General features: G+C 36.9%; 20 protein-coding genes. 15 read left to right on the top strand and 5 right to left on the bottom strand.

Going from position 1 to position 25,519, the window contains the following annotated elements; all coding sequences use genetic code 11:
* The first annotated feature begins 4 nt into the window (after nt 1-4).
* The 3 genes from rseP to JOD14_RS02315 all read left to right on the top strand — a co-directional run bounded on the left by rseP (nt 5) and on the right by JOD14_RS02315 (nt 7,270).
* A complete protein-coding gene (gene rseP, locus JOD14_RS02325; protein WP_204653085.1) occupies nt 5-1,270 on the top strand; it encodes an RIP metalloprotease RseP in 1,266 nt (421 codons plus the stop codon).
* Between the two features lie 29 nt (nt 1,271-1,299).
* Nucleotides 1,300-2,865, top strand: coding sequence for a His/Gly/Thr/Pro-type tRNA ligase C-terminal domain-containing protein (locus JOD14_RS02320; protein ID WP_204653084.1), 1,566 nt, complete (start codon nt 1,300-1,302; stop codon nt 2,863-2,865).
* A 70-nt stretch (nt 2,866-2,935) separates the two neighbouring features.
* The gene (locus JOD14_RS02315; RefSeq protein ID WP_204653083.1) at nt 2,936-7,270 is read left to right on the top strand and encodes a PolC-type DNA polymerase III; all 4,335 of its coding nucleotides are present in this window, start codon (nt 2,936-2,938) and stop codon (nt 7,268-7,270) included.
* A gap of 46 nt (nt 7,271-7,316) precedes the next feature.
* Here JOD14_RS02315 and rlmD read toward each other — a convergent pair whose 3' ends face one another.
* Nucleotides 7,317-8,693, bottom strand: a complete 1,377-nt coding sequence (gene rlmD, locus JOD14_RS02310) for a 23S rRNA (uracil(1939)-C(5))-methyltransferase RlmD (RefSeq protein WP_204653082.1) — start codon at nt 8,691-8,693, stop codon at nt 7,317-7,319.
* 105 nt (nt 8,694-8,798) lie between these two features.
* Between rlmD and recX the strand changes: the two genes are divergently transcribed.
* The 3 genes from recX to ntdP all read left to right on the top strand — a co-directional run bounded on the left by recX (nt 8,799) and on the right by ntdP (nt 11,372).
* Nucleotides 8,799-9,593, top strand: a complete 795-nt coding sequence (recX, locus tag JOD14_RS02305) for a recombination regulator RecX (RefSeq protein WP_204653081.1) — start codon at nt 8,799-8,801, stop codon at nt 9,591-9,593.
* On the top strand, nt 9,586-10,728 hold the full coding sequence (mutY, locus tag JOD14_RS02300; RefSeq protein ID WP_204653080.1) for an A/G-specific adenine glycosylase: 1,143 nt from the start codon (nt 9,586-9,588) through the stop codon (nt 10,726-10,728). The genes recX and mutY overlap by 8 nt, the downstream gene beginning before the upstream one ends.
* A gap of 110 nt (nt 10,729-10,838) precedes the next feature.
* A complete protein-coding gene (gene ntdP / locus JOD14_RS02295) occupies nt 10,839-11,372 on the top strand; it encodes a nucleoside tri-diphosphate phosphatase (protein ID WP_204653079.1) in 534 nt (177 codons plus the stop codon).
* 15 nt (nt 11,373-11,387) lie between these two features.
* Here ntdP and JOD14_RS02290 read toward each other — a convergent pair whose 3' ends face one another.
* Nucleotides 11,388-11,843 carry a GNAT family N-acetyltransferase gene (locus tag JOD14_RS02290; RefSeq protein ID WP_204653078.1) on the bottom strand — a complete coding sequence of 152 codons (456 nt, stop codon included), beginning with the start codon at nt 11,841-11,843 and terminating at the stop codon, nt 11,388-11,390.
* A gap of 272 nt (nt 11,844-12,115) precedes the next feature.
* Between JOD14_RS02290 and JOD14_RS02285 the strand changes: the two genes are divergently transcribed.
* Nucleotides 12,116-13,492 (top strand): hemolysin family protein, encoded by a 1,377-nt coding sequence (locus JOD14_RS02285; RefSeq protein ID WP_204653077.1) that lies wholly within the window; start codon nt 12,116-12,118, stop codon nt 13,490-13,492.
* 182 nt (nt 13,493-13,674) lie between these two features.
* A complete protein-coding gene (locus JOD14_RS02280; protein WP_204653076.1) occupies nt 13,675-15,255 on the top strand; it encodes a peptide chain release factor 3 in 1,581 nt (526 codons plus the stop codon).
* 71 nt (nt 15,256-15,326) lie between these two features.
* Here the strand turns inward: JOD14_RS02280 and JOD14_RS02275 are convergent, their stop codons facing one another.
* Nucleotides 15,327-15,656 carry a DUF1827 family protein gene (locus JOD14_RS02275; RefSeq protein WP_204653075.1) on the bottom strand — a complete coding sequence of 110 codons (330 nt, stop codon included), beginning with the start codon at nt 15,654-15,656 and terminating at the stop codon, nt 15,327-15,329.
* Between the two features lie 247 nt (nt 15,657-15,903).
* Nucleotides 15,904-18,138, bottom strand: a complete 2,235-nt coding sequence (locus JOD14_RS02270; protein WP_204653074.1) for an ATP-dependent Clp protease ATP-binding subunit — start codon at nt 18,136-18,138, stop codon at nt 15,904-15,906.
* A gap of 203 nt (nt 18,139-18,341) precedes the next feature.
* On the opposite strand from JOD14_RS02270, the gene JOD14_RS02265 reads away from it, so the two are divergent.
* The 7 genes from JOD14_RS02265 (at nt 18,342) to JOD14_RS02235 (ending at nt 24,591) form a co-directional block, all read left to right on the top strand.
* Nucleotides 18,342-18,533 (top strand): hypothetical protein, encoded by a 192-nt coding sequence (locus JOD14_RS02265; RefSeq protein WP_204653073.1) that lies wholly within the window; start codon nt 18,342-18,344, stop codon nt 18,531-18,533.
* Between the two features lie 160 nt (nt 18,534-18,693).
* Nucleotides 18,694-18,960 (top strand): phosphocarrier protein HPr, encoded by a 267-nt coding sequence (locus tag JOD14_RS02260; RefSeq protein ID WP_204653072.1) that lies wholly within the window; start codon nt 18,694-18,696, stop codon nt 18,958-18,960.
* Nucleotides 18,960-20,687, top strand: a complete 1,728-nt coding sequence (gene ptsP, locus JOD14_RS02255; RefSeq protein ID WP_204653071.1) for a phosphoenolpyruvate--protein phosphotransferase — start codon at nt 18,960-18,962, stop codon at nt 20,685-20,687. The genes JOD14_RS02260 and ptsP overlap by 1 nt, the downstream gene beginning before the upstream one ends.
* Before the next feature lie 419 nt (nt 20,688-21,106).
* Nucleotides 21,107-22,117 (top strand): LTA glycolipid anchor biosynthesis glycosyltransferase, IagA/BgsA family, encoded by a 1,011-nt coding sequence (locus JOD14_RS02250; protein ID WP_204653070.1) that lies wholly within the window; start codon nt 21,107-21,109, stop codon nt 22,115-22,117.
* Nucleotides 22,118-22,137: 20 nt separating this feature from the next.
* The gene (locus JOD14_RS02245; RefSeq protein WP_204653069.1) at nt 22,138-23,370 is read left to right on the top strand and encodes a glycosyltransferase; all 1,233 of its coding nucleotides are present in this window, start codon (nt 22,138-22,140) and stop codon (nt 23,368-23,370) included.
* Nucleotides 23,371-23,392: 22 nt separating this feature from the next.
* A complete protein-coding gene (locus tag JOD14_RS02240; protein ID WP_204653068.1) occupies nt 23,393-24,271 on the top strand; it encodes an NAD(P)-dependent oxidoreductase in 879 nt (292 codons plus the stop codon).
* Nucleotides 24,272-24,360: 89 nt separating this feature from the next.
* Nucleotides 24,361-24,591, top strand: a complete 231-nt coding sequence (locus tag JOD14_RS02235) for a YkuJ family protein (protein WP_204653067.1) — start codon at nt 24,361-24,363, stop codon at nt 24,589-24,591.
* A 454-nt stretch (nt 24,592-25,045) separates the two neighbouring features.
* On the opposite strand, the gene JOD14_RS02230 is transcribed toward JOD14_RS02235, so the two are convergent.
* Nucleotides 25,046-25,519: transposase (locus tag JOD14_RS02230; protein ID WP_239576048.1), on the bottom strand; the 474-nt coding region annotated here is incomplete at its 5' end.

Genomic DNA, 25,519 nt, shown 5'->3' with positions numbered 1-25,519 from the left:
ATAAATGAAGACATTACTTACCTTTTTAATTGTCTTCTCTGTGGTGGTTGTCATTCATGAACTCGGTCATTTTTATTTTGCAAGAAAAGCTGGAATTTTAGTTCGTGAATTTGCGATTGGCATGGGGCCAAAAATCTTTAGTCATCAAGGAAAAGACGGAACAGCTTATACGATTCGGGCACTCCCAATGGGGGGGTATGTTCGAATGGCAGGCTATGATGAAGAAGAAGAACTAAAGCCTGGTACACCGATTCGTTTATTAATCGATGAAAATGGTGTCGTAACTACAATTAATACAAGTAAAAAAGTCCAATTAAATAATGGTGTACCGCTAGAATTCATTCGCCAAGATTTAATCGATGAATTAACGATTACAGGGTTTATGAATGGCGACGAAAGCCAAACGGTTACCTATCCTGTCGCACATGATGCCTTTATAATTGAAGAAGATGGGACACAAGTTCGAATTGCTCCAAGAGATGTGCAATTTCAATCAGCAAAACTTTGGCAAAGAGCGCTGACAAACTTTGCAGGTCCGATGAATAATTTTATTTTGGCCTTTGTTTTATTTTTAGGGATGGTTTTTGCTCGTGGCGGGGTACTTGATCCAAACTCGACGATAATTAGCGGGGTCAGCCCAAATGGTCCAGCAGAAGTTGCAGGAATCCAAGCAGGGGATGAGATTTTAAGCATTAATGAGGTAGCTGTAAGCGATTGGGCACAAGTGCGAACGCAAATTCAACAACATCCAAACGAAGACTTACAAATTGAACTGTCACGTGATGGGCAAAAAATAACAGTTGTGGCAACTTCGACTAGTGTGACGGTTGAAGGAAAAGACTATGGCCAGTTAGGGATTGAAGCCCCTATGAAAACGGGATTTGCTGCAAAAATAGTCGGAGCTTTACAAGAGAGTGTGAATAGTTTTACACAAATTTTAACCGCATTAAAAGGCATTGTCTTTAATTTTCAAATTGATCAACTGGGTGGCCCAGTGGCTATTTATCAAATGTCTTCTCAAGCAGCTAGCCAAGGTGCGATGACGGTTATCTATTTAATGGCAATGATTTCAATGAACTTAGGTATCTTTAATTTATTACCGATACCTGGACTAGATGGCGGAAAGTTATTATTAAACTTGATTGAAGGTGTTCGGGGGAAACCAATCAGTCAAGAAAAAGAGGGGCTTATTTCAATTATTGGTTTTGGTTTGTTAATGTTATTAATGATTCTTGTAACTTGGAACGATATTCAACGCTTTTTCTTTTAATTATAGGGTAGTTGGTAAAGGAGAAAATTATGAAACAGTCAAATTTATTAGTTCCGAATGTCAAAAATACGATAAATGATGAGGAAGCCGCCTCCTCCTTGTTAATAGAGGGTGGTTTTTTAGGGGAATATCAAGAAAATCGTTTTGTTTTTCTACCGTTGGGAATGCTTGTCATGGAAAAAATAAAAAAAATTGTTTTGGAGGAGTTGCACAGTCTTTCGGCGATTGAATTTCAATTGCCGGTCGCTGTAGCTGATCAAGGTGAAACCTACTTGCTTCAGTTACTCACAGAAGGGCAGCTGGCGACTTCAAAAGAGTTGCTAAACATCTTCCAAATACAAGTGAAAGTTGAACAAAACAAAGAATACCAATTTCCAGGTGGAATCGCGCTTGAACCAACGGAACTTGATGGTTATTCTTTCCACTCGGCAAGTACAGAGCTATCCGAAGTTTTTCATCGCTTTGAGCAAGCTTTTCAAAGAATTTTAGCTCGTTGTCAATTGGAATATAAAAGTGTGATTGCTTTGCCTCAAAAAGCGATTCATAAAGAAATAAAAGATCTTTTAGCCATCAGTTCAGAAGGAAAAACAATTTTTTGCGAGTCTACTCAAGGGGATTATAGCGCCAAAGTTGAGGCGGCCACTCGTTATTCATTAGTCAAAAAATCCCATGCCACTTTTTTACCACTTGAAAGAAAAATACCGGCAACGGGTTTTAAACTCGATGATGGCAATCAGCTTACTTGTTACTTTTTGAGAGCGAGTAAAAAGCCTATTCTTTTATTTTTAGCAAAAAATGACCGTTTAAATTTAGCTAAAATCAGTCAAAAAATGCAACATAAAGTGGTTGAAATCAAAAAGCAAGAAGTTGAAAAGTATTTTGGAACTTCCTATGAGTTGTTTTCTTTTGATTTGATTTCGCCAGATTGGACCATTTTAGCTGATTTAGAAGTGGAAAATCGAACGAATATGACCATGATGAATCCAGACGAAGCTTCTTATTATGAAAATATTAATTTAGGCCGTGATTTGCCAAATGTTTCTTTCGGGGATTTTTCATATGTACAAGAAGGTGATCTAGCACCTGATGGAAAAGGGACATTGCTTTTTAAAAAAGGGGTAAAGATTGGGCAATTTATGAAAAAAATGATTACTCAAAAAACAAGTGACACAGCTAATGAAGAAAAAAAAGTTTATATTGGCCATTATCAGTTAAGTTTATCGCTTCTATTTTTAATGATTGCCAAACAGCATCATAAAAACGGGCATTTAAATTGGCCAGAAGAAGTCGCACCATTTGATTTGCATATTCTTCCAATCGATTATCAAAATTCTTATCAACAAGTACTTGCACAAGAAGTTGAAGAAATGATGGTTGCTAAAGGATATGAAGTCTTGATTGATGACCGTGATAGTTCTCTAGAAGAAAAGCAAAAAGACGCCGATTTGATCAGTTGTCCTGTTGAAATTGTGATTGGAGAAAAAGCCGTTGAAGGCGTGGTAGAAATAAAAATTCGAGCGAGCCAAGCGGTGGTTGAAGTCCGTAAAGAAGAGTTAGCGGATACTTTAGCAATCCTCTTGCAAACAACTGAATAATCCGCTAGTCTAGGATAGTATGTTATCCTAGACTTTTTCCTGAAAAAAATAATAAGAAGGTGAACCGAAGTTGTCTGCTAAAAAAGATAAATTTAATATATTATTGGAACAAATGAATTTGACGCAAGAGCTAAAAACACATCACATTATCCAAAGTGGAGAAATTGTTGAAGTTTTAGTTCATAAACAAGCGAAACGATGGGTGTTTACTTTTCAATTTGACGAAGTTTTACCAGTGCAAATTTACCAAACGTTCCAACAACACTTAGTTTTGGCTTTTCAAGAAATTGCTGAAATTGAGATGACCATTCAAACGAAGATGGCAACTTTTGATGAAGATTTATTGCAAGCTTATTGGCCGTTTGTTCTGATGCAACCACAATGTGCGACGCCATTTGTCAAGCAAGTTTTACAGACGCAATTGCCCGTCAAAGTCGATAAAAAAATTCTGTTGCCTGTAACAAATGAAGCCGTCATCCCTATTTTACAACAGCAATATTTTCCAATGTTAGAAACATTATACCAAACATTTGGTTTTCCTAAATTCCGTTTTTTCCCGCAAACAAATGAAGCGCAAATTCAAGCGGATTTAGAGGCATTGGCGAAGCGTCAAGAAGAGCAACAAGCTTTTTACATGCAGCAAGCAGCCGAGGCAATTGCTTTAAATGAAAAACGCAAAAAGAGTCAACAAGAGGTGGGGCCGTTATCTGGTCCGATTATGCTAGGTAGAAATATTCCAGTGGATGAACTGATTACACCAATGGCGAATATTCTAGAAGAAGAACGACGAGTAACCATTCAAGGATATATCTTTGATAAAGAAGTTCGTGAGTTGCGCTCAAATCGCAAAATTTTAATTATTAAAATGACCGATTATACTTCTTCTTTTATTGTTAAGAAATTTTCAAATGGTGAAAAAGACGAGCAAATTTTTGATGCGATTAAAAAGGGCTCGTGGGTAAAAGTTCGTGGAAGCGTACAAGAAGATACCTTTATGCGTGACTTAGTAATGAATGCGCAGGATTTGATTGAAGTTGCTCATGAAAGTCGCAAAGATTACGCACCCGAAGATCGAAAGCGCGTGGAGTTGCACTTGCATTCCAATATGAGTACAATGGATGCGACCAATAGCATCAGTGATTTAGTTGCCCAAGCCGGAAAGTGGGGGCACAAAGCGCTGGCGATTACGGATCACGGTGGCGCTCAAGCTTTCCCAGATGCACACCAGGCTGGAAAAAAAGCGGGTGTTAAAATTTTATATGGGATTGAAGCCAACGTCATTGATGATGGGGTTGAAGTTGCTTATAATGCACAGCCAATTCCCTTAAACGATGCGACTTATGTTGTGTTTGACGTGGAAACAACGGGGCTTTCAGCCGTTTATGATACGATTATTGAACTTGCGGCTGTTAAGATGAATAAAGGGAACGTGGAAGCAACCTTTGAAGAATTTATTGACCCAGGTCACCCGTTATCCAAAACAACAATTGAATTAACGGGAATTACCGATGAAATGGTTCGTGGGTCAAAAAGCGAATTAGAAGTGATTCAAGCTTTTCAAGCGTTTTGTGAAGGCTGTATTTTAGTGGCCCATAACGCTTCTTTTGATATGGGTTTTATTAATATGACTTATAAAAAACATGGCTTGCCTGAAGCAAACAATCCGGTCATCGATACACTTGAATTGGCTCGTTACTTGTATCCAGAATTCAAACGTTTTGGCTTAGGTGTTTTAACGAAAAAATTTGGTGTTAGTTTAACGCAACATCACCGTGCGATTTATGATGCAGAAGCGACCGGTCACCTCGCTTGGCTCTTTGTAAAAGAAGCGATGGAAAAACACGAAATGTTTTTACATGAAGATTTGAACCGTCACGTTGGGGGCGCAAATTCAATCAAGGCAGCACGTCCATTTCATGCGACGATTTTAGCTCAAACACAAGCAGGTTTAAAAAACTTGTTCAAGTTAATTTCTTTATCAAATCTCGTGTATTTTCATGATAAAGCGCCTCGTATTCCTCGTTCTGAGTTGAAAAAATTGCGAGAAGGACTATTAATCGGCACGGCTTGTGACAAAGGTGAAGTTTTTGTAGCGATGATGCAAAAAGGATACGAGGCAGCAAAAGAAAAAGCACAGTTTTATGACTACATTGAAGTAATGCCAAAACCAGTGTATGCACCATTAATTGAACAAGAACTAGTCAAAAATGAGGCCGATTTAGAAGATATCATAAAAAAACTTGTTCAAATTGGTAAAGAATTAGATAAACCGGTTGTTGCAACTGGTAACGTGCATTACTTAAACGAAGAAGATGCGATTTACCGCAAAATCTTAATTAATTCCATGGGACACGGGAATCCTTTAAATCGCCATACTTTACCGGAAGTTCATTTCCGTACGACCGATCAAATGCTGACGGAATTTCAATTTTTAGGCAATGATTTAGCAGAAGAACTCGTGATTGATAACCCCAATAAAATCGTTGATAGTTGTGAAACCGTTGTTCCAGTTAAAGATGATTTATATACACCAAAAATACCTGGTTCTGAGCAAGAAATCACGGATTTAAGTTACAATAAAGCAAGAGAGTTGTATGGCAATCCTTTACCAGAAATTGTTGAAAAACGCTTGGAAAAAGAATTAAATTCAATTATCGGGAATGGGTTTTCGGTAATTTATTTAATTTCACAAAAGCTTGTGCATAAAAGTAATGAAGATGGCTACTTAGTTGGTTCACGTGGTTCGGTAGGTTCGAGTTTTGTTGCGACAATGACCGGGATTACAGAAGTGAATCCATTGGCACCACATTATTATTGCCCAAATTGCCAGTACTCTGAGTTTTATGAGGATGGCTCTTACGGTTCTGGTTTTGATATGCCTGAAAAAGCTTGTCCAAAATGTCAAACGCGACTAAAAAAAGATGGACATGATATTCCTTTTGAAACATTCTTAGGGTTCCATGGCGACAAGGTTCCCGATATTGATTTGAACTTTTCGGGAGAATATCAACCGCAAGCTCATAATTATACGAAAGTCCTTTTTGGTGAAGAATACGTTTATCGTGCGGGAACGATTGGTACAGTCGCTGACAAAACGGCCTTTGGGTTTGTGAAAGGCTATGAAAGAGATAATAACTTGCACTATAGAAGCGCTGAAATTGATCGTTTAGCGAAAGGGGCAACTGGGGTAAAAAGAACGACTGGACAACACCCGGGTGGTATTATTGTTATTCCTGATTATATGGATGTTTATGATTTTACACCGATTCAATTTCCGGCAGATGATTTAAACTCTGAATGGAAAACAACGCACTTTGATTTCCACTCCATTCATGATAATATTTTAAAACTTGATATTTTAGGTCATGATGATCCAACTGTTATTCGTATGTTGCAAGACCTCTCTGGCATTGATCCAAAAACGATACCGACTGATGATCCTGAAGTGATGCGAATTTTTGAAGGGACGGAAGTTTTGGGTGTGACACCGGAGCAAATTCTTTCAAAAACCGGGACACTAGGTATTCCTGAATTTGGGACTCGTTTTGTTCGAGGGATGTTAGAACAGACGCATCCATCGACCTTCGCTGAATTATTACAAATTTCTGGACTTTCTCACGGAACCGATGTTTGGTTAGGAAATGCCGAAGAATTGATTCGCAATGGCGTGGCTGATTTAGCAAATGTAATTGGTTGTCGTGACGATATTATGGTTTATTTGATGCATGCCGGTTTAGATGATGGTATTGCCTTTAATATTATGGAAGGTGTTCGTAAAGGAAAAGGGATTCCAGATGATTGGCAAGTCGAGATGCGTAAACAAAATGTACCGGAATGGTATATTGAATCTTGTTTGAAGATAAAATATATGTTCCCCAAGGCCCATGCGGCAGCTTATGTTTTAATGGCTTTGCGAGTGGCTTATTTTAAAGTTTATTTTCCAATCCTATATTACTGTGCTTATTTTAGTGTCCGGGCAGATGATTTTGACTTAGTTGCGATGTCTAAGGGGAAAGAAGCTGTAAAAGAAGTCATGGATGAAATTAATCACAAAGGAATGGATGCTTCAACCAAAGAAAAGAATTTATTGACCGTTTTAGAAATCGCGAATGAAATGCTTGAGCGTGGTTATGAATTTGAGATGATCGATTTATATAAGTCTGATGCCGAGAATTTTGTGATTGAAGGAAATAAATTAATTGCGCCGTTTCGAGCGGTCCCAAGTTTAGGGGCTAACGTGGCTAAGCAAATTGTTGAAGCGCGAAAAGATGGTCCGTTTTTATCAAAAGAAGACCTTGCAACAAGAGGGAAAGTCTCAAAAACGTTAATTGATTATATGACTGAAAATGGTGTGTTGAAAGATTTGCCAGATGAAAATCAATTATCCTTATTTGATATGTTTTAAAAAAAGCTTCGGGAATTTTCCCGAAGCTTTTTAAGAGTTGCTTCATTTAAATTTTAGATAATTTCACAACGACTTCACAACGAGCGGTTTGCGGAAACATATCAACGGATTGAAGATAGTCGACTTTGTAAATTTTAGTCAGTGCAGTTAGGTCCCTTGCCAAAGTTGAAACATTACAAGAGACATAAACTAATTTTTTAGCTGGGTATTGGCTTAGCGCTCGTAAAAGTGGTTCACCTAAACCGGTACGAGGGGGATCAACGACAATAGCATCTGGTTTAAAACCTGCTTTTAACCATTTAGGAATTAACTCTTCCGCGGTTCCAACTTCATATTTTGTATTATGAAAACCTTTATTTTTTGCGTTATTTTTGGCATCTTCAATTGCTTGTGGGATAATGTCCATTCCTCGAACTTCTTTTGCTTGATGCGCTAAACTCAGTCCAATGGTACCAACGCCACAATAAGCATCAACGAGCGTCTCATTAGGGGCTAAATCTAACGCTTTACGAGCTTCTTCATATAAAACGCGCGTCTGTTTCGGGTTTAATTGAAAGAAAGCGCGAGCGGATAAATCAAAGGTTAAATCTTGAATTTTTTCAGAAATGGCTTCTTTGCCCCACAAATGAATCGTTGTGTCTCCCATAACAAGCGACGTTTTTTGCTTTTGAACATTTTGCATAATTGAAACAACTTCGGGTAATTTTTCGTTGATTTCTCGAATTAAAGCATTTTTTAAAGGTAATTTTGGTGTTGATGTAACAAAAACTAGTTGGACTTCACCAGTTTCTATCCCAATTCGAACCATCAACGTTCGCAAAATACCACTGTTTTTTCGTTCGTTATAAATAGGAATCGCATATTTGTTAATTAATTGAACAACGGTATTAAGGACTTTTTGTGTTGTTTTTTCTTGGACGAGACAGTCATCGATGGCGACCAGTCGGTGAGAGTTCATTTCATAAAGTCCTGCTTCCGCTTTTTTTTGAACGGCGTTGTATTGTAATTGGAATTGTGCTTTATTCCGGTAATGCCAAGGGTCATCCATGCCAATCGTGTCTTTTAAAATATATTTTTGATAGTCTTTTGGTTTGAATTTTTCGAGGGCCTGTTTTAGTAAATCCTTTTTAAAATCCAATTGTTTTTTATAAGTCAGGTGTTGTAATTGGCAACCACCACAACGATCATAAAAATGACAAGGAGGCTTGATCCGGTCTGGACTTGCTTTAATTAATTTTGTGAGTTGCGCTTCAGCGTACTTAGGGGTCGCGTTGGTCACTTTTACTTGCACTTCTTCTCCAGGTAAAACACGTGGAACAAAAATAATTAAACGTTTATAATAACCGATCCCTTCACCGTTAATTCCCAGGCGCTTAATTTTAATTTGTAACGTTTGGTCTTTTTTCAATTGTATCGCATTCATAATCCGTCTCCGCTTTCTTTTTTTATTCGACTCATTTTACCATAATTAACGTGAGAAATAAAAAAGTGTGGTAAACTATAAGTTGGTAATTTGTGAGGTGAGAAGATGATTGTAAAGCAAATTGTAAAAGAAAAACAAACTTTTTATACTGTAACTTTTGAAAGTGGCGAAAAAATTCGTGTTTCAGAAGATGTTCTTGTTAAGCATCGGCTGTTAAAAGGAATGGAAATTACAGACGCTACCTATCAAGCAATCCAAGAGGAATCGGGCGTTGAAATTGGCTTACAGTTGGCCTATAACTATGTTAGCTATCAATTACGTAGTGAAAAAGAAATGGATCAATATTTAAAGAAAAAAGAAATTACGCTAACGGATCGCAAAAAAATTATGCTGCGTTTAAAGGAATTATGTTTAATTGACGATCAAGTTTTTGCGGAAAGCTACATTCGTACACAAATACGTCTAAGTGACAAAGGGCCTTTTTATTTATCACAACAGTTAAAACAAAAAGGGATTCACGAAGAAATCATCCAATCGGCGATGCACTTATATACACTTGAAGACCAACTAGAAGTTTCATTGAAGGCGGCTGAAAAAGCGTTGAAGAAATATCAACGAAAAAGTCATCAAGAAGCATTGAATAAAATCAAAATAGGCTTAATGCAAAAAGGTTTTAGTTCAGAAATCATTCAACAAACAATGGCAAATTTAGCAGTTGAAAAAGACGAAGAAATGGAATGGCAAGCGCTTGTCAAAGAAGGCCAAAAGCTTATTCGCCGACATCAACGCTTACCATACTCACAAAGAAAGCAAAAAATTAAAACCCAATTGTATCAAAAAGGGTTTCAACTAGATCAAATACAAGTTTTTATTAATGAGGAATTACTACAAGATGAATGACCAAGAAAAACAATGGCAAGCACAAGAGATAACCGATTTTCAAACTATTTTTTTAAAATGGTACTATCAAAACAAACGCTATTTACCGTGGCGCACCACGACAAATCCTTATCAAATTTGGATATCAGAAATTATGTCACAGCAAACCAGAATTGAAACAGTTGTCGGGTATTATCATCGTTTTATGGAAAAATACCCAACGATTGAAGCATTGGCCCAAGCAGAAGAATCAGAATTATTAAAGGTTTGGGAAGGATTAGGTTATTATTCGCGCGCTAGAAATTTACAAATTGCTGCTCAACAAGTCATGACGACGTTTGCTGGTGAGTTTCCAGCAACCATTACAGAAATTCAAAGTTTAAAAGGGATCGGCCCTTATACAGCAGGGGCGATTGGCAGTATTGCTTTTTCTTTACCTGAACCGGCAATTGATGGCAACCTTATGCGGGTAGGGAGCCGCTTGTTTGGCATTGATGCAGACATTGCTAAAGCCAGTAGTCGAAAAGTTTTTGATCAGGCTTTTCGCGAGATTATTTCAACTGAAAGTCCAGGTGATATGAATCAAGCGTTTATGGATTTAGGAGCAAGTGTTTGCACGCCTAAGCAGCCTGATTGCAACAATTGTCCGCTAAGTAAGTTTTGCTATGCATACAAGACTGATACACAAGAAAAATATCCCGTGAAAACTAAAAAAGAGCCGCCAAAAGACGTCTATTATTTTGTTGCAGTAATTGAAAATGCAGTTGGTGAACTTTTAATTGTTCAAAGGCCGACGCAAGGATTGTTAGCGAATATGTGGCATTTTCCTTTAGAGGAAGTTTCAAAAGTAGCCTTTTTAGAAATGAAAGAAAAAATGACACCGCAAAATCAACAAGGCGATTTATTTTTAGTTGCAGAAGAAGAAGTTGAACCTTTTCCAGAATTTCCAGTGGTTTGGCAAAAACGTCATTTAGGGGAAGTGACCCATGTCTTTAGTCATTTGAAGTGGCATTTGCTTTTATTTTATGGGCGAACAAAGGAAGAAATTCAGTTAGAAAATAGCCAGTGGTTAAAACCGCTTGATTTCTCGCAAGTCGTTTTTCCAACAATGCAGCAAAAATTAGTCAAACAATGGCTTGAAAACGTGAATCATTAAAATGTTATCTAGGCAACAACGAAATTTATTGCTATAATATGAACGATGGTGGTGTCAGAACGATGAACACCCAAACAAATGCGTAAAATGCCGCTGAGGGAAGGGTTGCTATGCGAGTTCCAAGAGAAGGAGAGTTTGTAAGTATTCAAAGTTACAAACATGATGGCAATTTGCATCGCACGTGGCGTGATACCATGGTCTTAAAAACCAGTGAATATTCGATGATTGGCGTAAATGATCATACATTAGTGACAGAATCTGATGGTCGTCGTTGGGTGACACGAGAACCAGCGATTGTGTATTTTCATAAAAAATATTGGTTTAATATTATTGCCATGATTCGAGAAAAGGGGGTTTCCTATTATTGTAATCTTGCTTCGCCTTATCTACTAGATGAAGAAGCACTAAAGTATATTGACTATGATTTAGATATCAAAGTTTTTCCAGATGGAGAAAAAAGATTGTTGGATGTCGATGAGTATGAATTACACAGTAAAATCATGGGTTATCCAGATGATATTGATTTTATTTTAAAAGAAAATGTCAAGATTTTAGTTGATTGGATTAATAATGAAAAGGGACCTTTTTCACCAGGATATATAGATATCTGGTACAATCGTTACAAGCAATTGTCACAGAAATAAATAAAGAAGACTGGCTTAAAACCAGTCTTCTTTATTTATTATATTTTTGCTCATCGCTCGATGAGGAATACCAGCATCTAAAAACTCTTCACCTTCAGGCACAAAACCTAGATGTTCGTAAAAAGGGATGGCCGTTGTTTGTGCTCCGAGTTTAATTTTATTAAAACCTTGTTCTTTCGCAAAATCTTGTGCAGCTACAATTAAGTCTTTGCCAAAATGTCGCTGTCGATGAGCGGGTAAAACGGCCATTCGTTGTAGTTTTACCTCGTGGTTTCCGAGTGGTAGGAGACGCAAAGTGGCAAGTGCTTCCTCGTTTTCATATAAAACGAAATGGATTGCTTTGGCTTCTTGTTCATCAATCTCAAGCGCAATCGGGACCTGTTGCTCTTTTACAAATACTTCATGGCGAATAAAAAGGGCATCTAAATAAATTTGACTCATTGTGTCTTTGGTTCTTTTTATGATTTTCATCTTTCATCACCTCACTTAAGTATAGCCCGAAATGTTAAAGAAGCAAAGTTTAAAATAACTTTCTTTTGGATTTATTCTAGACAATTACTTGCTAGGGTTAAGAATGTTAGTAAATATAAAGCAAGAGTTACCGTTAAGTTTTTTTGTATGGATAATCTATTTTAACAAATGTTTTTTATTGCATTGATTCAAAGATTATGATACGATTTTAGCGTGGTGAAACCCACGCTTTTTTTATAAAAATTTTTAAGAAACAAGGAGAGAAAACAACTATGAATGCTGACCCCGAGAGTCAGTCGCTACTAGCGCAAATTATTTTATTAATCGTCTTAACTTTGATCAATGCTTTTTTAGCTGCGTCAGAAATTGCGGTTGTATCCATCAATAAGAACCGAGTGGAACAAAAAGCAGAAGAAGGCGACAAACAATCACAAAAAATATTAACAATCTTAAATAATCCAACCAATTTTTTATCAACGATTCAAGTCGGGATTACCTTGGTAAACATCTTATCAGGGGCGTCACTTGCAGACAGTCTTGCGGTTCGTTTAGCACCTATTATTGGGAATGGCGCAGCAGCTAAAAGTATTGCTACGTTTATTGTCTTAACCATTTTAACGTATGTGTCAATTGTATTTGGTGAATTGTATCCAAAACGAATTGCGATGAATAAATCAGAAGAGGTCGCAAGGTATACTTCAGGTGTCATTCGGATATTGGGAATCATCACGAAACCTTTTGTCTGGTTGCTTTCAGCTTCAACGAATTTATTATCGCGTATAACACCAATGGAATTTGATGATGAAGATACGAAAATGACACGTGACGAAATGCGTTACATGTTAGAAAACGAAGGCGTCTTAGAAGACGATGAATTAGAAATGGTTCAAGGGATTTTCTCGCTAGATACAAAAGTTGCTCGAGAAGTAATGGTTCCAAGAACAGACGCGTTTATGGTAGACATTAATGATCCAGTGAAAGAAACACTTATTCGGATTTTATCTGAAAATTACTCACGGATTCCTGTATACAATGAGGATAAAGATAAAGTAATTGGTATTTTACATACAAAAAACATACTTAAAGGTGCGTATGAAGCTGGTTTTGAACACTTAGATATCCATGCATTGCTACAAGAACCGTTATTCGTACCCGAGACTGTTTTTATTGACGATTTGCTTTACGAATTAAAGAAAACCCAAAATCAAATGGCGATTTTACTTGATGAATATGGCGGCGTCGTTGGTCTAGTCACACTAGAAGATTTATTAGAAGAAATTGTCGGAGAAATTGATGATGAATCAGATGAAGTCGAAACTTTATATGAAAAAATCAATGACCATGAATATATGATTCAAGGTCGAATGTTAATCGATGAGTTTAACACGGCTTTTAATACTGATCTACATATGTCAGATGTCGATACAATGGCGGGGTATTTAATTACAGCATTAGGGACAATTCCTGAAAAAGATTCAAAATTATCTTTTAATGTAGACAATATTACGTTGACGTCAGAAGAAATGGAAGGCGCGCGCGTTTTAAAAATTCATGTCGTATTCCACGATCCTGAAAAAGTAGAAGTCGAACCAGAAGAAGAAAGACGCTTCTTTCGAAAAGACTTTGAAGAAGACGAACCAAGAAGATAAGCTAAGAATAATTTTAAAAGACTGTGGCCAGTAAATTGTCACAGTCTTTCTTTTGAGTGATCGATTCGCGACTTTTAAGAAGATGAGAGTCTTTTGTCAGCGCCCAATCCATGTTATACTATGAAAGTTGAAATTTGCTCACTTTAATAAAGAGAATTAAAAGGAAGGATTAATAGATATATATGAACAATCCAAAGTTAAAAAACCAAGTTGATAGTCGCCGGACGTTTGCGATTATCTCTCACCCGGATGCAGGGAAAACAACGATTACAGAACAACTTTTGCTTTTTGGTGGGGCGATTCGCCAAGCCGGAACGGTAAAAGGAAAGAAGACAGGGAACTTTGCTACTTCTGACTGGATGGAAATTGAAAAACAAAGAGGAATCTCAGTTACAAGTTCGGTTATGCAATTTGATTACCAAGGAAAACGTGTGAATATTTTAGATACTCCTGGGCATGAGGATTTCTCGGAAGATACTTACCGAACGCTAATGGCCGTCGATAGTGCGGTTATGGTAATTGATAGTGCAAAAGGGATTGAAGCACAGACAAAAAAATTATTCCAAGTTGTAAAACGCCGTGGAATTCCGATTTTTACTTTTATTAATAAACTAGATCGCGACGGGCGAGACCCGCTTGATCTATTAGAAGAACTAGAAGAGTTGCTCGATATTGAGTCTTACCCAATGAATTGGCCACTTGGTATGGGAAAAGGGCTCGAAGGATTATACGATATTTACAATCGTCGAGTTGAGTTTTACCGTCCAGAAAATTATGGTGGGCAACGTTTTACTTCACTTGATGAAAACGGGGAGTTAGCAAAGGATTACCCGTTAACTAAAAATAGTATCTATGAGCAAGTATTAGAAGAAGTTGAGTTGTTAACCGAAGCTGGCGACGAGTTTGATCCAGAAAAAGTCGCACGTGGCGAACAAACACCCGTTTTCTTTGGTTCAGCATTAACGAATTTTGGTGTACAAACCTTTTTAGAAACCTTTTTACAATTTGCACATGCCCCTTACGCTCACGATACCATTGATGGTCGTTCAATTAGCCCATATGAAGAAGAATTTTCAGGTTTTGTCTTCAAAATTCAAGCAAATATGAATCCCGCTCACCGAGATCGGATTGCTTTTGTCCGCGTCTGCTCCGGAACTTTTGAGCGTGGAATGGATGTCACACTAGAACGAACGAAAAAGAAAATGAAATTAAGTAACGTGACCCAGTTTATGGCTGACTCAAGAGAAAATGTGCAAGAAGCGGTTGCTGGTGATATTATTGGTGTTTACGATACAGGGAATTATCAAATCGGGGACACGATTTTTGAAGGAAAACTAAACGTTGCTTACGAAGAATTGCCTTCTTTTACGCCGGAATTGTTTATGAAAGTATCAGCCAAAAATGTGATGAAACAAAAGTCTTTTCATAAAGGGATTTATCAACTTGTACAAGAAGGGGCCATTCAATTGTATAAAACCTATTTAACGGAAGAATACATTTTAGGTGCCGTTGGTCAATTACAATTTGAAGTCTTTCAACATCGCATGCTTAATGAGTACAATTCAGAAGTTGTCATGACGCCAATGGGCTCGAAAATTGCTCGCTGGATTGATCCAAAAGATCTAGATGAGCGAATGAGTTCAAGTCGTAATATTTTAGCTCGTGACCGTTTTGATCAACCATTATTCTTATTTGAAAACCAATTTGCGGAACGTTGGTTTGCGGATAAATATCCAGATGTGAAATTAAAGAGTTTAATGTAAAAAAAACTAGCAATCAGACTATCTTACCCATAGTTGATTGCTAGTTTCTTTTCGTGTATAGGAAGTGATGCTTAGCCATATACGCGATGCTGACTGCTATTTAATTTTTTTGGAATCGAAATTTCAACTAAGCCAGGGGCGGCAGTTACAATTGAAACTTCTTCTTTAAGCGCATTAGCAGAAGAAGGTTTGCTTAAGAATATTTTTAAGACTTCATCAACTTCTTCCGATTTGATCGGTCTTTTTTTGTTTACAATGACTATCTCATTGTGTAGTGGTGCAGACGTATAAATAATCGTTAGGCTACCCGATGTGTAAACTTTAACTAACTCTGCATCGGTATTTTCGAGTTGTTGGAGCACAAGCCGGGAATAACTATTGGTTACATTAATAAGTCGCATCTAAATCACCTCGCCTTTTTTTCTTTGTTAAGATAATTATAATTATAATTTAACCAGAATGAAAGTAAAATCGACCAATTTTAGTTAAAAAAGTCAAAAAGAGCTATTTTTTAGCCGGAATTTTAAATTTAATATAATAAAAGTCATACTGAAAATAAAGAATGATGAAAAAGTGTTTCTACTACTATCGAATCGGGGATGAAAAAGAGTAGAGACTTTTTTAATCCCTACTCTTTTAAGTAAAATTTTAATTGTTGTCAACGGTGACGATTGGAGGTGTTTCAACGAACGCTTGAATTTCAATTTTTCCATCTTCAGTTAAAATGGCGATTAGTTGGTTTTCTTTTGGCTGATCGAGATAAAATTCAGCAATGCCGTCTTCGATTTGTTCTTGGATCACCCTTCTCAAAGGACGCGCCCCCATACTAGGGTTATAACCGAGGTCAACAAGTTTTTCTCGAACTTCTTGTGTAATGGTCACTGAAATTCCTTGTTCACTGAGTTGATCGTTTACTTCATCAATCATCAGCGAAACAATCGCTAATAGATTTTCTTTTGAAAGTTCTTTAAATTCAACGATGCCATCAAAACGATTTAAAAACTCGGGTGCAAAATAATGATGCAATTGATTTAAAATCGAACGGCTAATCCCTTCTCTTGAAGCAGCGAAACCAACATTTGCTTCAACATTGCGCGTACCAGCATTACTAGTCATAATAATTAAAGTATCTTTAAAACTAACCGTTCTTCCTTGGGCATCGGTTAGTCGTCCATCTTCCAAAATTTGGAGGAATAAATGGAGAACATCGGGATGCGCTTTTTCAATTTCATCTAGTAAAATTAGACTATAAGGATTACGACGAACTTTTTCTGTTAATTGTCCTGCTTCGTCATAGCCGACATAACCTGGAGGGGAACCAATTAATTTAGAGACACTGTGTTTTTCCATGTATTCAGATAAATCAAAGCGGATCATGGCTTCTTTTGAACCAAACATTTCATAAGCTAATTGCTTAGCTAATTCTGTTTTTCCAACACCTGTCGGGCCGACGAATAAGAAAGAACCAATTGGTCGGTTTTTCTTACCAAAACCAACACGATTGCGACGAATCGCTTTAGCAACTTTTTCAATCGCTTCAGTTTGACCAATCACGTGTTTGTTTAAATCGGTCGCCAAATTTTTTAGTTGGATTTGTTCTTTTTCTTTTAATTCACCAACTGGAATACCCGTTTGTTCTTCCACAATTTCTTCCATCGTTTTTTCTGTAATAACAGGTATTTCTTCGTTACTCATTTGTGTTTGTTTCATCTCTTCAAATTTAGCAATTTGATCACGATAGTAAGCCGCTTTTTCAAAGTCTTCTATTTGAGAAGCTTGCATTTTTTGTTCTTGGGCTTGTGCTAGACGGCTTTCAATCACTGCAGGATCGAGTAATTGAATCGTCAAGTTCTTTTTAGATCCTGATTCATCAAGTAAATCGATTGCTTTATCCGGTAAGAAGCGCTCTTGAATGTAACGATGGGACAAAATAGCAGCGGCTTTGATTGCTTCATCTGTGTAACGCACGTGATGATACGTTTCATAGCGCGGTTGCAGTCCTTTTAAAATTTCAATTGTTTCTTCAACAGTTGGTTCTTCAACACGCACGGGCTGCATTCTTCGCTCTAAAGCAGCATCTTTTTCAATGATACGATACTCATTTAAAGTTGTTGCGCCAACCAGTTGGAGTTCGCCACGTGCAAGTGCAGGTTTTAAAATGTTCCCAGCATCCAAGTTTCCTTCACCAGCACTACCGGCACCGACGATTTCATGGATTTCATCAATAAATAAAATGATATTGTCTGATTGTTTTACCTCGTCCATTAATTTTTGCATACGCTCTTCGAATTGTCCGCGAATTCCAGTTCCTTGAACTAAAGAAGCAACATCTAAACGAATGACTTCTTTATTCATTAATTTTTGAGGAACGGTTCCATCAACAATTTTCTGAGCCAAACCTTCAACAACGGCTGTTTTTCCGACACCAGGTTCGCCAATTAACACAGGATTATTTTTTGTTCGTCGATTTAAAATTTCAATTACTCGCTTAATTTCTGCATCACGGCCAATCACAGGGTCAATTTTTCCAAGACGTGCGAGTTCAGTAATGTTTGTGCCAAATTCATTTAGTAGCGAATTGTTTTGGGGCTGATTTCCATTTGGACCACCAAAGTGATGGTTGCCTCCGCCACTTTTAGTTGCAGGTCCGGTTTGGTGCATTTGGTTTTCTGGTCGCATTCCTTGAGAAAATTGGCGGAAAAGGTCTTCGAGATTATTAAAACCAAAAGGATCTTTTGGGCCGTTATCTGCCTGAGGGGGGATTTGTTGATTTTTTATTGCTTGATAACAGTTCTGACAATAGTCAATTTGCTTTCTTTGCCCGCCGATATTTGTATATAAGTGAATGGTTGCTTCATTTTTTTGACAATTTTGACATAACATATTTTCACACCTAGCTTTCTTTAGGGAATTTTTAAAAGGTTAAAATAATTCATTGACCTATTTTGACCTTTGTGATTTTATTATACAAGGAATTGAAAAATTGGCAAGCAATTTACCTGAGTGCTTAAAGGATTCTTTGCAAGTGAAAGAAAAACGCTTATAATTAAGTAGAAAATAAGAAGATTCGAGGTGAATAAATATAAATGAGTGAACGGAATTTTATTGAAGAGCTTCAGCAACTAAGGGACGGTGAAATTACTGAAATTATTGTGAAACGAGACGAATTCATCTCATTTCGCGAGGTTTGGTTAACTTTAGAAAACCGAGAAGCTTATGTCGGTGAAGCAGAATTAGAAGGAACGGTTGTTTACCGATATGTCAACTTGAACAAATAATCTAGGAGATTATTAGTAATTATTACAAAAATAGTTGTCTAAGTCTTAAAAAAATGGTAACCTTAACTATTGAAAGGGTAACTTATAATTAGCCATCTACACGATATCTAATTAAGGTTCCTTAAAAAAATAATTGATTTCATGAAGGAGATTAATCGATATGGAAAAGAAAGATTTTCACGTAATTGCTGAGACAGGAATTCATGCGCGTCCTGCAACTTTATTAGTTCAAACAGCGAGCAAATTTAACTCTGATATTAACTTAGAGTACAAAGGTAAATCAGTAAACCTTAAATCAATCATGGGCGTTATGTCTTTAGGCGTAGGTCAAGGATCTGATGTAACAATTACTATTGAAGGAACAGACGAAGCAGAAGCAATGGTTGCAATCGCTGAAACAATGAAAAAGGAAGGATTGTCTAACTAATGGTTGAAATGCTAAAAGGAATTGCTGCAAGTGATGGAGTCGCTGTTGCAAAAGCCTATCTATTAGTACAACCTGACTTATCCTTTACAAAAACAACGGTAGAAGATACTTCTGCAGAAACGGTTAGATTAGATGAAGCGTTAAGCAAATCTTCTGACGAATTACAACAAATTCGAAATAAAACAGCACAAAGCTTAGGCGAAGAAGAGGCACAAGTCTTCGATGCACATTTAATGGTCTTAAGTGATCCAGAAATGGTTGGTCAAATCAAACAAACAATTACTGATACAAAAGTCAATGCAGAGTCTGCATTGAAAGAAGTAACGGATATGTATATTGGGATGTTTGAAGCGATGGAAGACAATGCTTACATGCAAGAAAGAGCCGCGGATATCCGCGATGTAGCTAAACGTGTTTTAGCTCACTTATTAAATGTTACATTGCCAAACCCATCAATGATTAACGAAGAAGTAATTGTTGTCGCACACGATTTAACGCCAAGCGATACTGCTCAATTAGATCGTAATTTTGTGAAAGCCTTTGTAACGGATATTGGTGGACGTACTTCTCACTCAGCCATTATGGCTCGTTCTTTAGAAATTCCTGCAATTGTTGGAACCGGTGTAATTACAGATAAAGTAAAAGCTGGTGATATTTTAGCAGTAAATGGAATCGAAGGCGATGTCATTGTGCATCCAACAGAAGCACAAAAAGCTGAGTTCCTAAAAGCTGGTGAAGCATATGCTGCACAAAAAGCGGAATGGGAAAAATTAAAAAATGCTGAAACAGTAACGGCAGACGGCAAACACTTTGAACTAGCAGCAAACATTGGAACACCTAAAGATTTAGAGGGTGTTCATAACAATGGCGCTGAAGGAGTTGGGTTGTATCGTACAGAGTTCCTATATATGGACTCGCCTGATTTCCCAACAGAAGAAGATCAATTTGAAGCTTATAAAGCAGTACTAGAAGGCATGGATGGTAAACCAGTCGTTGTTCGCACAATGGACATCGGTGGTGATAAGGAATTACCTTATCTAAAATTACCACACGAAATGAACCCATTCTTAGGTTATCGTGCATTGCGTATTAGTTTATCTGAACTAGGTGAGGGCATGTTCCGTACACAATTACGTGCGTTATTACGTGCTTCTGTGTATGGTAACTTACGTATCATGTTCCCAATGGTTGCTACTTTGAAAGAATTTAGAGCAGCGAAAAAACTATACGATGAAGAAAAAGCAAAATTAATTGCTGAAGGAGTAACCGTTTCTGATACGATTCAAGTTGGTATCATGATTGAAATTCCGGCAGCAGCTATCATTGCTGATCGCTTTGCAAAAGAAGTTGATTTCTTCAGTATTGGAACCAACGACTTAATTCAATATACAATGGCTGCAGACCGTATGAACGAACAAGTTTCTTACCTTTACCAACCATATAACCCATCAATCTTACGTTTAATTAAAAATGTAGTTGATGCAGCACATGCTGAAGGGAAATGGGCAGGTATGTGTGGCGAGATGGCTGGCGATCAAACTGCTGTTCCATTGTTAATGGGAATTGGTCTGGACGAATTTTCTATGAGTGCGACTTCAATCCTTAAAACTCGTAGCCTAATGAAAAAATTAGATACAAGTAAAATGAAAGAATTAGCTGATCGTCCCTTAACAGAGTGCGATACAATGGAAGATGTTCTTGAAATTATGGAAGAATACATCAAATAACCTTTTTTAAAACACGTACTCTTGTCGATTCGGACAAGAGTACGTGTTTTTTTGAATTTCAAGAGAGATACCTTATATAATGTCTGCCGATTAAGTAAAGTGGCCCAATCGCTCAGGTGCTTTTTTCAAACTATTCTTATCTATGGGGCCGTTTTAGTTTGACTTCGATATTTTATAGAATAAATGCAAGACTTTTAACGGTAAAACACGGAAAATCGTGGACTTTTATCAAGATCGGAAGCTTCTAATATATAAATCACAAATTTACCCGCCACTTACTTTTGCAGATTTTGATTAATCTGTTTGTTTAAAAATAAACTCTAAAAATCGTTGGGTTAAAAAATCAGACTATAGAAGGGGGAATTGCTTAATCTCCTATGTTATACTTAGGCAAGAAAATAACTTAGGAGGGAAACTTCATGAAAGTGTTGCTTTATTTTGAAGGAAAACACCTACTTTCAAAATCAGGAATTGGCCGTGCCTACGACCACCAAAGAAAAGCGTTAGAGGCGGTCGATGTTGAATATACTTGCGAATTAAATCAAACAGATTATGATATATTACATATCAATACTTACGGCATTCATAGTCAAAAAGTGATTAAACAAGCCCGGAAAAATCAAAAGAAAATTATATATCATGCGCATTCAACGGAAGAAGATTTTCGCAATTCTTTTATAGGCTCAAATCAGCTATCCTCTCTTTATAAAAAACGCTTAGTTCGATTGTATTCCTCTGCCGATCGCTTGATTACGCCAACTCCTTATTCAAAAAAACTCATCCATAGTTATGGCATCAAGCAACCAATCGATGTGATTTCGAATGGGATTGAAATTGAAAAGTATGCTCCTAACCAATCCAAAGAAGAAAAATTTCGCGCGTATTTTGGCTTAGCTGCGGATCAAAAAGTAATTATTTCAGTGGGCTTATATTTTGAGCGGAAAGGAATTATTGATTTTATTGAAATCGCTAAAAAATTTCCACAATATACGTTTATTTGGTTTGGAGATACGCCATTGTATTCAATTCCTAGTCAAATTAGAAAAATTGTTCAAGGTAACCATCCAAGCAATGTCATATTCCCCGGGTACATCAAAGGTGATATTTTAGAGGGGGCTTATTCTGGTGCGGATTTATTTTTCTTTCCTTCCTATGAAGAAACAGAAGGAATTGTTGTGTTAGAAGCATTAGCCAGTCGACAAAATATTTTAGTTAGAAAAATTCCTGTTTATGATGAATGGTTATTTCATGGAGAGAATTGTTACATGGGAAAAACAAACGAAGAATTTGCTAATTATTTAGAAAAAATTGTTGAAGGACAATTACCAGATTTAACACAAAAAGGATTGTTGAGTGCAGAGGCAAGGAATTTAAAAGAAATAGGCAAGCAATTAAAAAATGTATACGAAGAGGTACTTTCTATTAATTAGGGAAGTTAGGAGGTTTTTTTGTGAAAATTGGTTTTTTTACCGATACTTATCTGCCACAAGTTAGCGGAGTAGCGACATCAATTAAGACATTAAAAGATCAGCTGGAAAAACAAGGACATGAGGTACTCATTTTTACAACAACAGATCCAAAAGCACCTAAAGATGAAGTAAATATCATACGCATGCCAAGCGTCCCTTTTATTTCATTTAAAGAAAGAAGAGTCGTTATCCGAGGAATGTGGGATGCTTACTTAATGGCTAAAATGCACGAATTAGATTTGATCCATACCCATACAGAATTTGGTGCGGGTTTATTAGGGAAACTCGTTGCAAAAAAAATGAAAATCCCAGTTATTCATACGTACCACACGATGTACGAAGATTATTTACATTATGTTGCAAAAGGAAAAATTGTACGACCAAGCCATGTAAAATACCTTTCGCGCCAATTTGTTAATCATTCGACAGGGATTGTTTGTCCGAGCCAAAGAGTTGTTGATACGCTTCGCCGGTATGGTGCAACGGTTCCGATGCGAATTATTCCAACCGGTATCCATTTAGAACGCTTTGATCGAACCGATATTACTGAAAAAATGGTTGCCTCTGTTCGTGAGTCGTGGAACGTGGGACCAGAGAACGTCTTACTACTTTCATTGAGCCGGCTTTCTTATGAAAAGAATATCCAAGCGATTATTCGTGGCTTGCCTCAAATCATTGAACAACAACCGCAAGTTCGACTAATGATTGTTGGTAACGGCCCATATAAAGAAGAGCTTCAACAACTTGTAGAAAAAATGAACTTAACTTCTTTTGTTATATTTGTCGGAGAAGTTCCAAATGAAGATGTTGCAATCTATTATCGAGCGGCGAAGTACCTTGTGAGTGCTTCAACCTCTGAGACCCAAGGATTAACTTATACTGAAGCGATGGCAGCGAAAACGCAAATGGTTGTTTTAGGTAATGATTATTTAGATAATCTCTTAAGTCACCCGTCGCTTGGTTGTACTTTTAAAAAAGAAGAAGATTTTCCTAAAACTGTTTTAGCTTATATGCAAGTGGATCAACCATTTGATCCGATTGTTCATCAAGTGAAAATGCATGAAATTTCGGCCGAGTATTTTGGCGAAGAGATGATTCGATTTTATTTAGAAATGCAACAACATTTTCAACAGCTTACACAAGAAAAAATGGAACATTCAAAGAGTGAAAGTTTAAAAAGTAAATTGAAATCATTCAAAATTTTAGTGAAATAATAAATTAAAGGTGGGCGTAAAAATGAAAGTAGGATTTATTGGTACAGGGGTAATGGGCCAGTCAATTGTCAAACATTTAATGAAAAAAGGTTATGAAGTCACCCTTTATACTCGGACTAAGAGTAAAGCAGATGAACTAATTCAAATGGGTGCAAAGTGGGGCGAGACACCAAAGCAAGTCGCACAAGCCAGTGACATCATTTTTACAATGGTAGGCTATCCAAATGACGTTGAAGCAATCTATTTTACTGCTGAAACGGGCTTGTTTGCTACTGATATTACGAATAAAATATTTGTTGATTTGACCACAAGTACGCCTTCTTTAGCGGTGAAAATTGCAGAAGCCGCAAACAAGCGTCAAGCACATAGTCTGGATGCGCCTGTCTCAGGTGGGGATTTAGGAGCGCAAAAAGGAACCTTAACTATTATGGTCGGTGGCGAAAAAGCGATTTACGAAAAAGTTTTGCCACTCTTTCAAGCGTTTGGTCAAAGCTTCACGCTCCATGGTAGTGCTGGCAAAGGGCAACACACCAAGATGGCAAATCAAATTATGGTAGCAAGCACGATGCTTGGCTTAACAGAGACGCTCGTTTATGCAAAAAAAGCTGGATTAGATCTAGATAAGGTTATCGCAACCTTATCAGGAGGAAGTGCCGCCAATTGGTCGCTTACCAACTATGGGCCACGAATTTTAGCCAATGATTATAGTGCCGGCTTCTTTGTTAAACATTTTGTTAAGGATTTAAAAATTGCTTTAGACGAAGCTGAGAAAATGAATTTAGCTTTGCCAATGACTGATTTAGCTCTTAAGTTGTATGAAAACTTAGCCGAGGAAGGCTTTTCTGATGCCGGAACGCAAGCCTTAATTAAACTTTGGTGGCCGACAAATGAAAAAGAATAAAAAAAATTAAAAAAAATGCTAAAAATAAATGCAAGAGCTCTATACTTTTGATACAATGTAACAGAAGTGAGAAAAAGGAGGACTAGTGAATGAAACATTCTCAATTAGTCGCGATCATTAAGCGTTTAGAGGCAATGATTGAAGCACAAGATAATGAAGTGCAAATTCGTCGTTTTGAAAAAGAAGGCGTGGAAAAATGTACCGTTAGCTATGATCATTCAACAGAAACTTTTGAATTAACTGAGAGTCAGTCAAATCAGCCATATCAATTTGATAATATCGACATGGTAGCTATTGAAATTTATGATTTAATTCAATAATAAAAAACTGGAAAGAAGGATAAATCCTGCTTTTCAGTTTTTTTACACCACTTAAGCTTTGTAAAATATATTTTTGCTTTTCAAGAATTTCTACCTTGTTTTCTTGAAAACAAGCAAATTTGAATAAAATATTTAAATGTATTTTATTTTTTATAAAAACCTTTCAAACACTGATTTATCAGTGTTTTTGTTATATAAATATAAAAAATAAGCTTGTTTACTGTTTAAATAATGAAAAATAAGCTTGCATTTATTACCAATATAAATTATAGTTTGATTGTCAAATGATTTGATAATCAAACTATTTGGATGGTGAGGAAATGAGCCCTGATTTTGAAAGTATCAATAATTTATTAGTGGAAGTTTTTAATGGAACCAATTTCATAATTCACTTTTATAGAAAAGACAACACTCATCCAATTTCGAATTGTGTAAATTTTTCGAAATTTCATGACTATTCCTTTTCGGTTACTTTTTTGGCAAAACGTTGATTCGCAAAGGTTCGAGCATTGTAAGTAAGTTGGATTAAATGGTAAAAAACAACGGCATGCTGGGCTTTGTAAAAACGAGTATCGTTGAGTTGGTAATTCTCTTTTAAATAAGCGTTGACCCGCTCCACGCTGCTTCGTTCGTTATATTTTAACACCCAAGACTGCGTGCCACGAGCTGGATGATTGTACTTTCTTGGATCATTCATTTGTTTGATTTTTATCACTTTTTGGCACAGGCCTTCATGCTGTAACGGGCAAGTTTTACAGTGGCTTTTCGGCTGAACATATTTAATGGCACCATATCGACGATCATAGCTATCATATTTGTAGCTATGTTCAAGCAGGCAAGTTGGGGCGTAAAAAGCATCGACTTCTCCATCGTTTTTCGGCACGGATTTTAGTGGAATGATGGGTTCTAAATCCAAAGCATGCAATTC

The organism is Enterococcus lemanii, from assembly GCF_016909125.1.
Classification (GTDB): domain Bacteria; phylum Bacillota; class Bacilli; order Lactobacillales; family Enterococcaceae; genus Enterococcus_I; species Enterococcus_I lemanii.
Note: the sequence above shows the minus strand (reverse complement) of the source record. Positions and strands in the feature narration are given on the sequence as shown.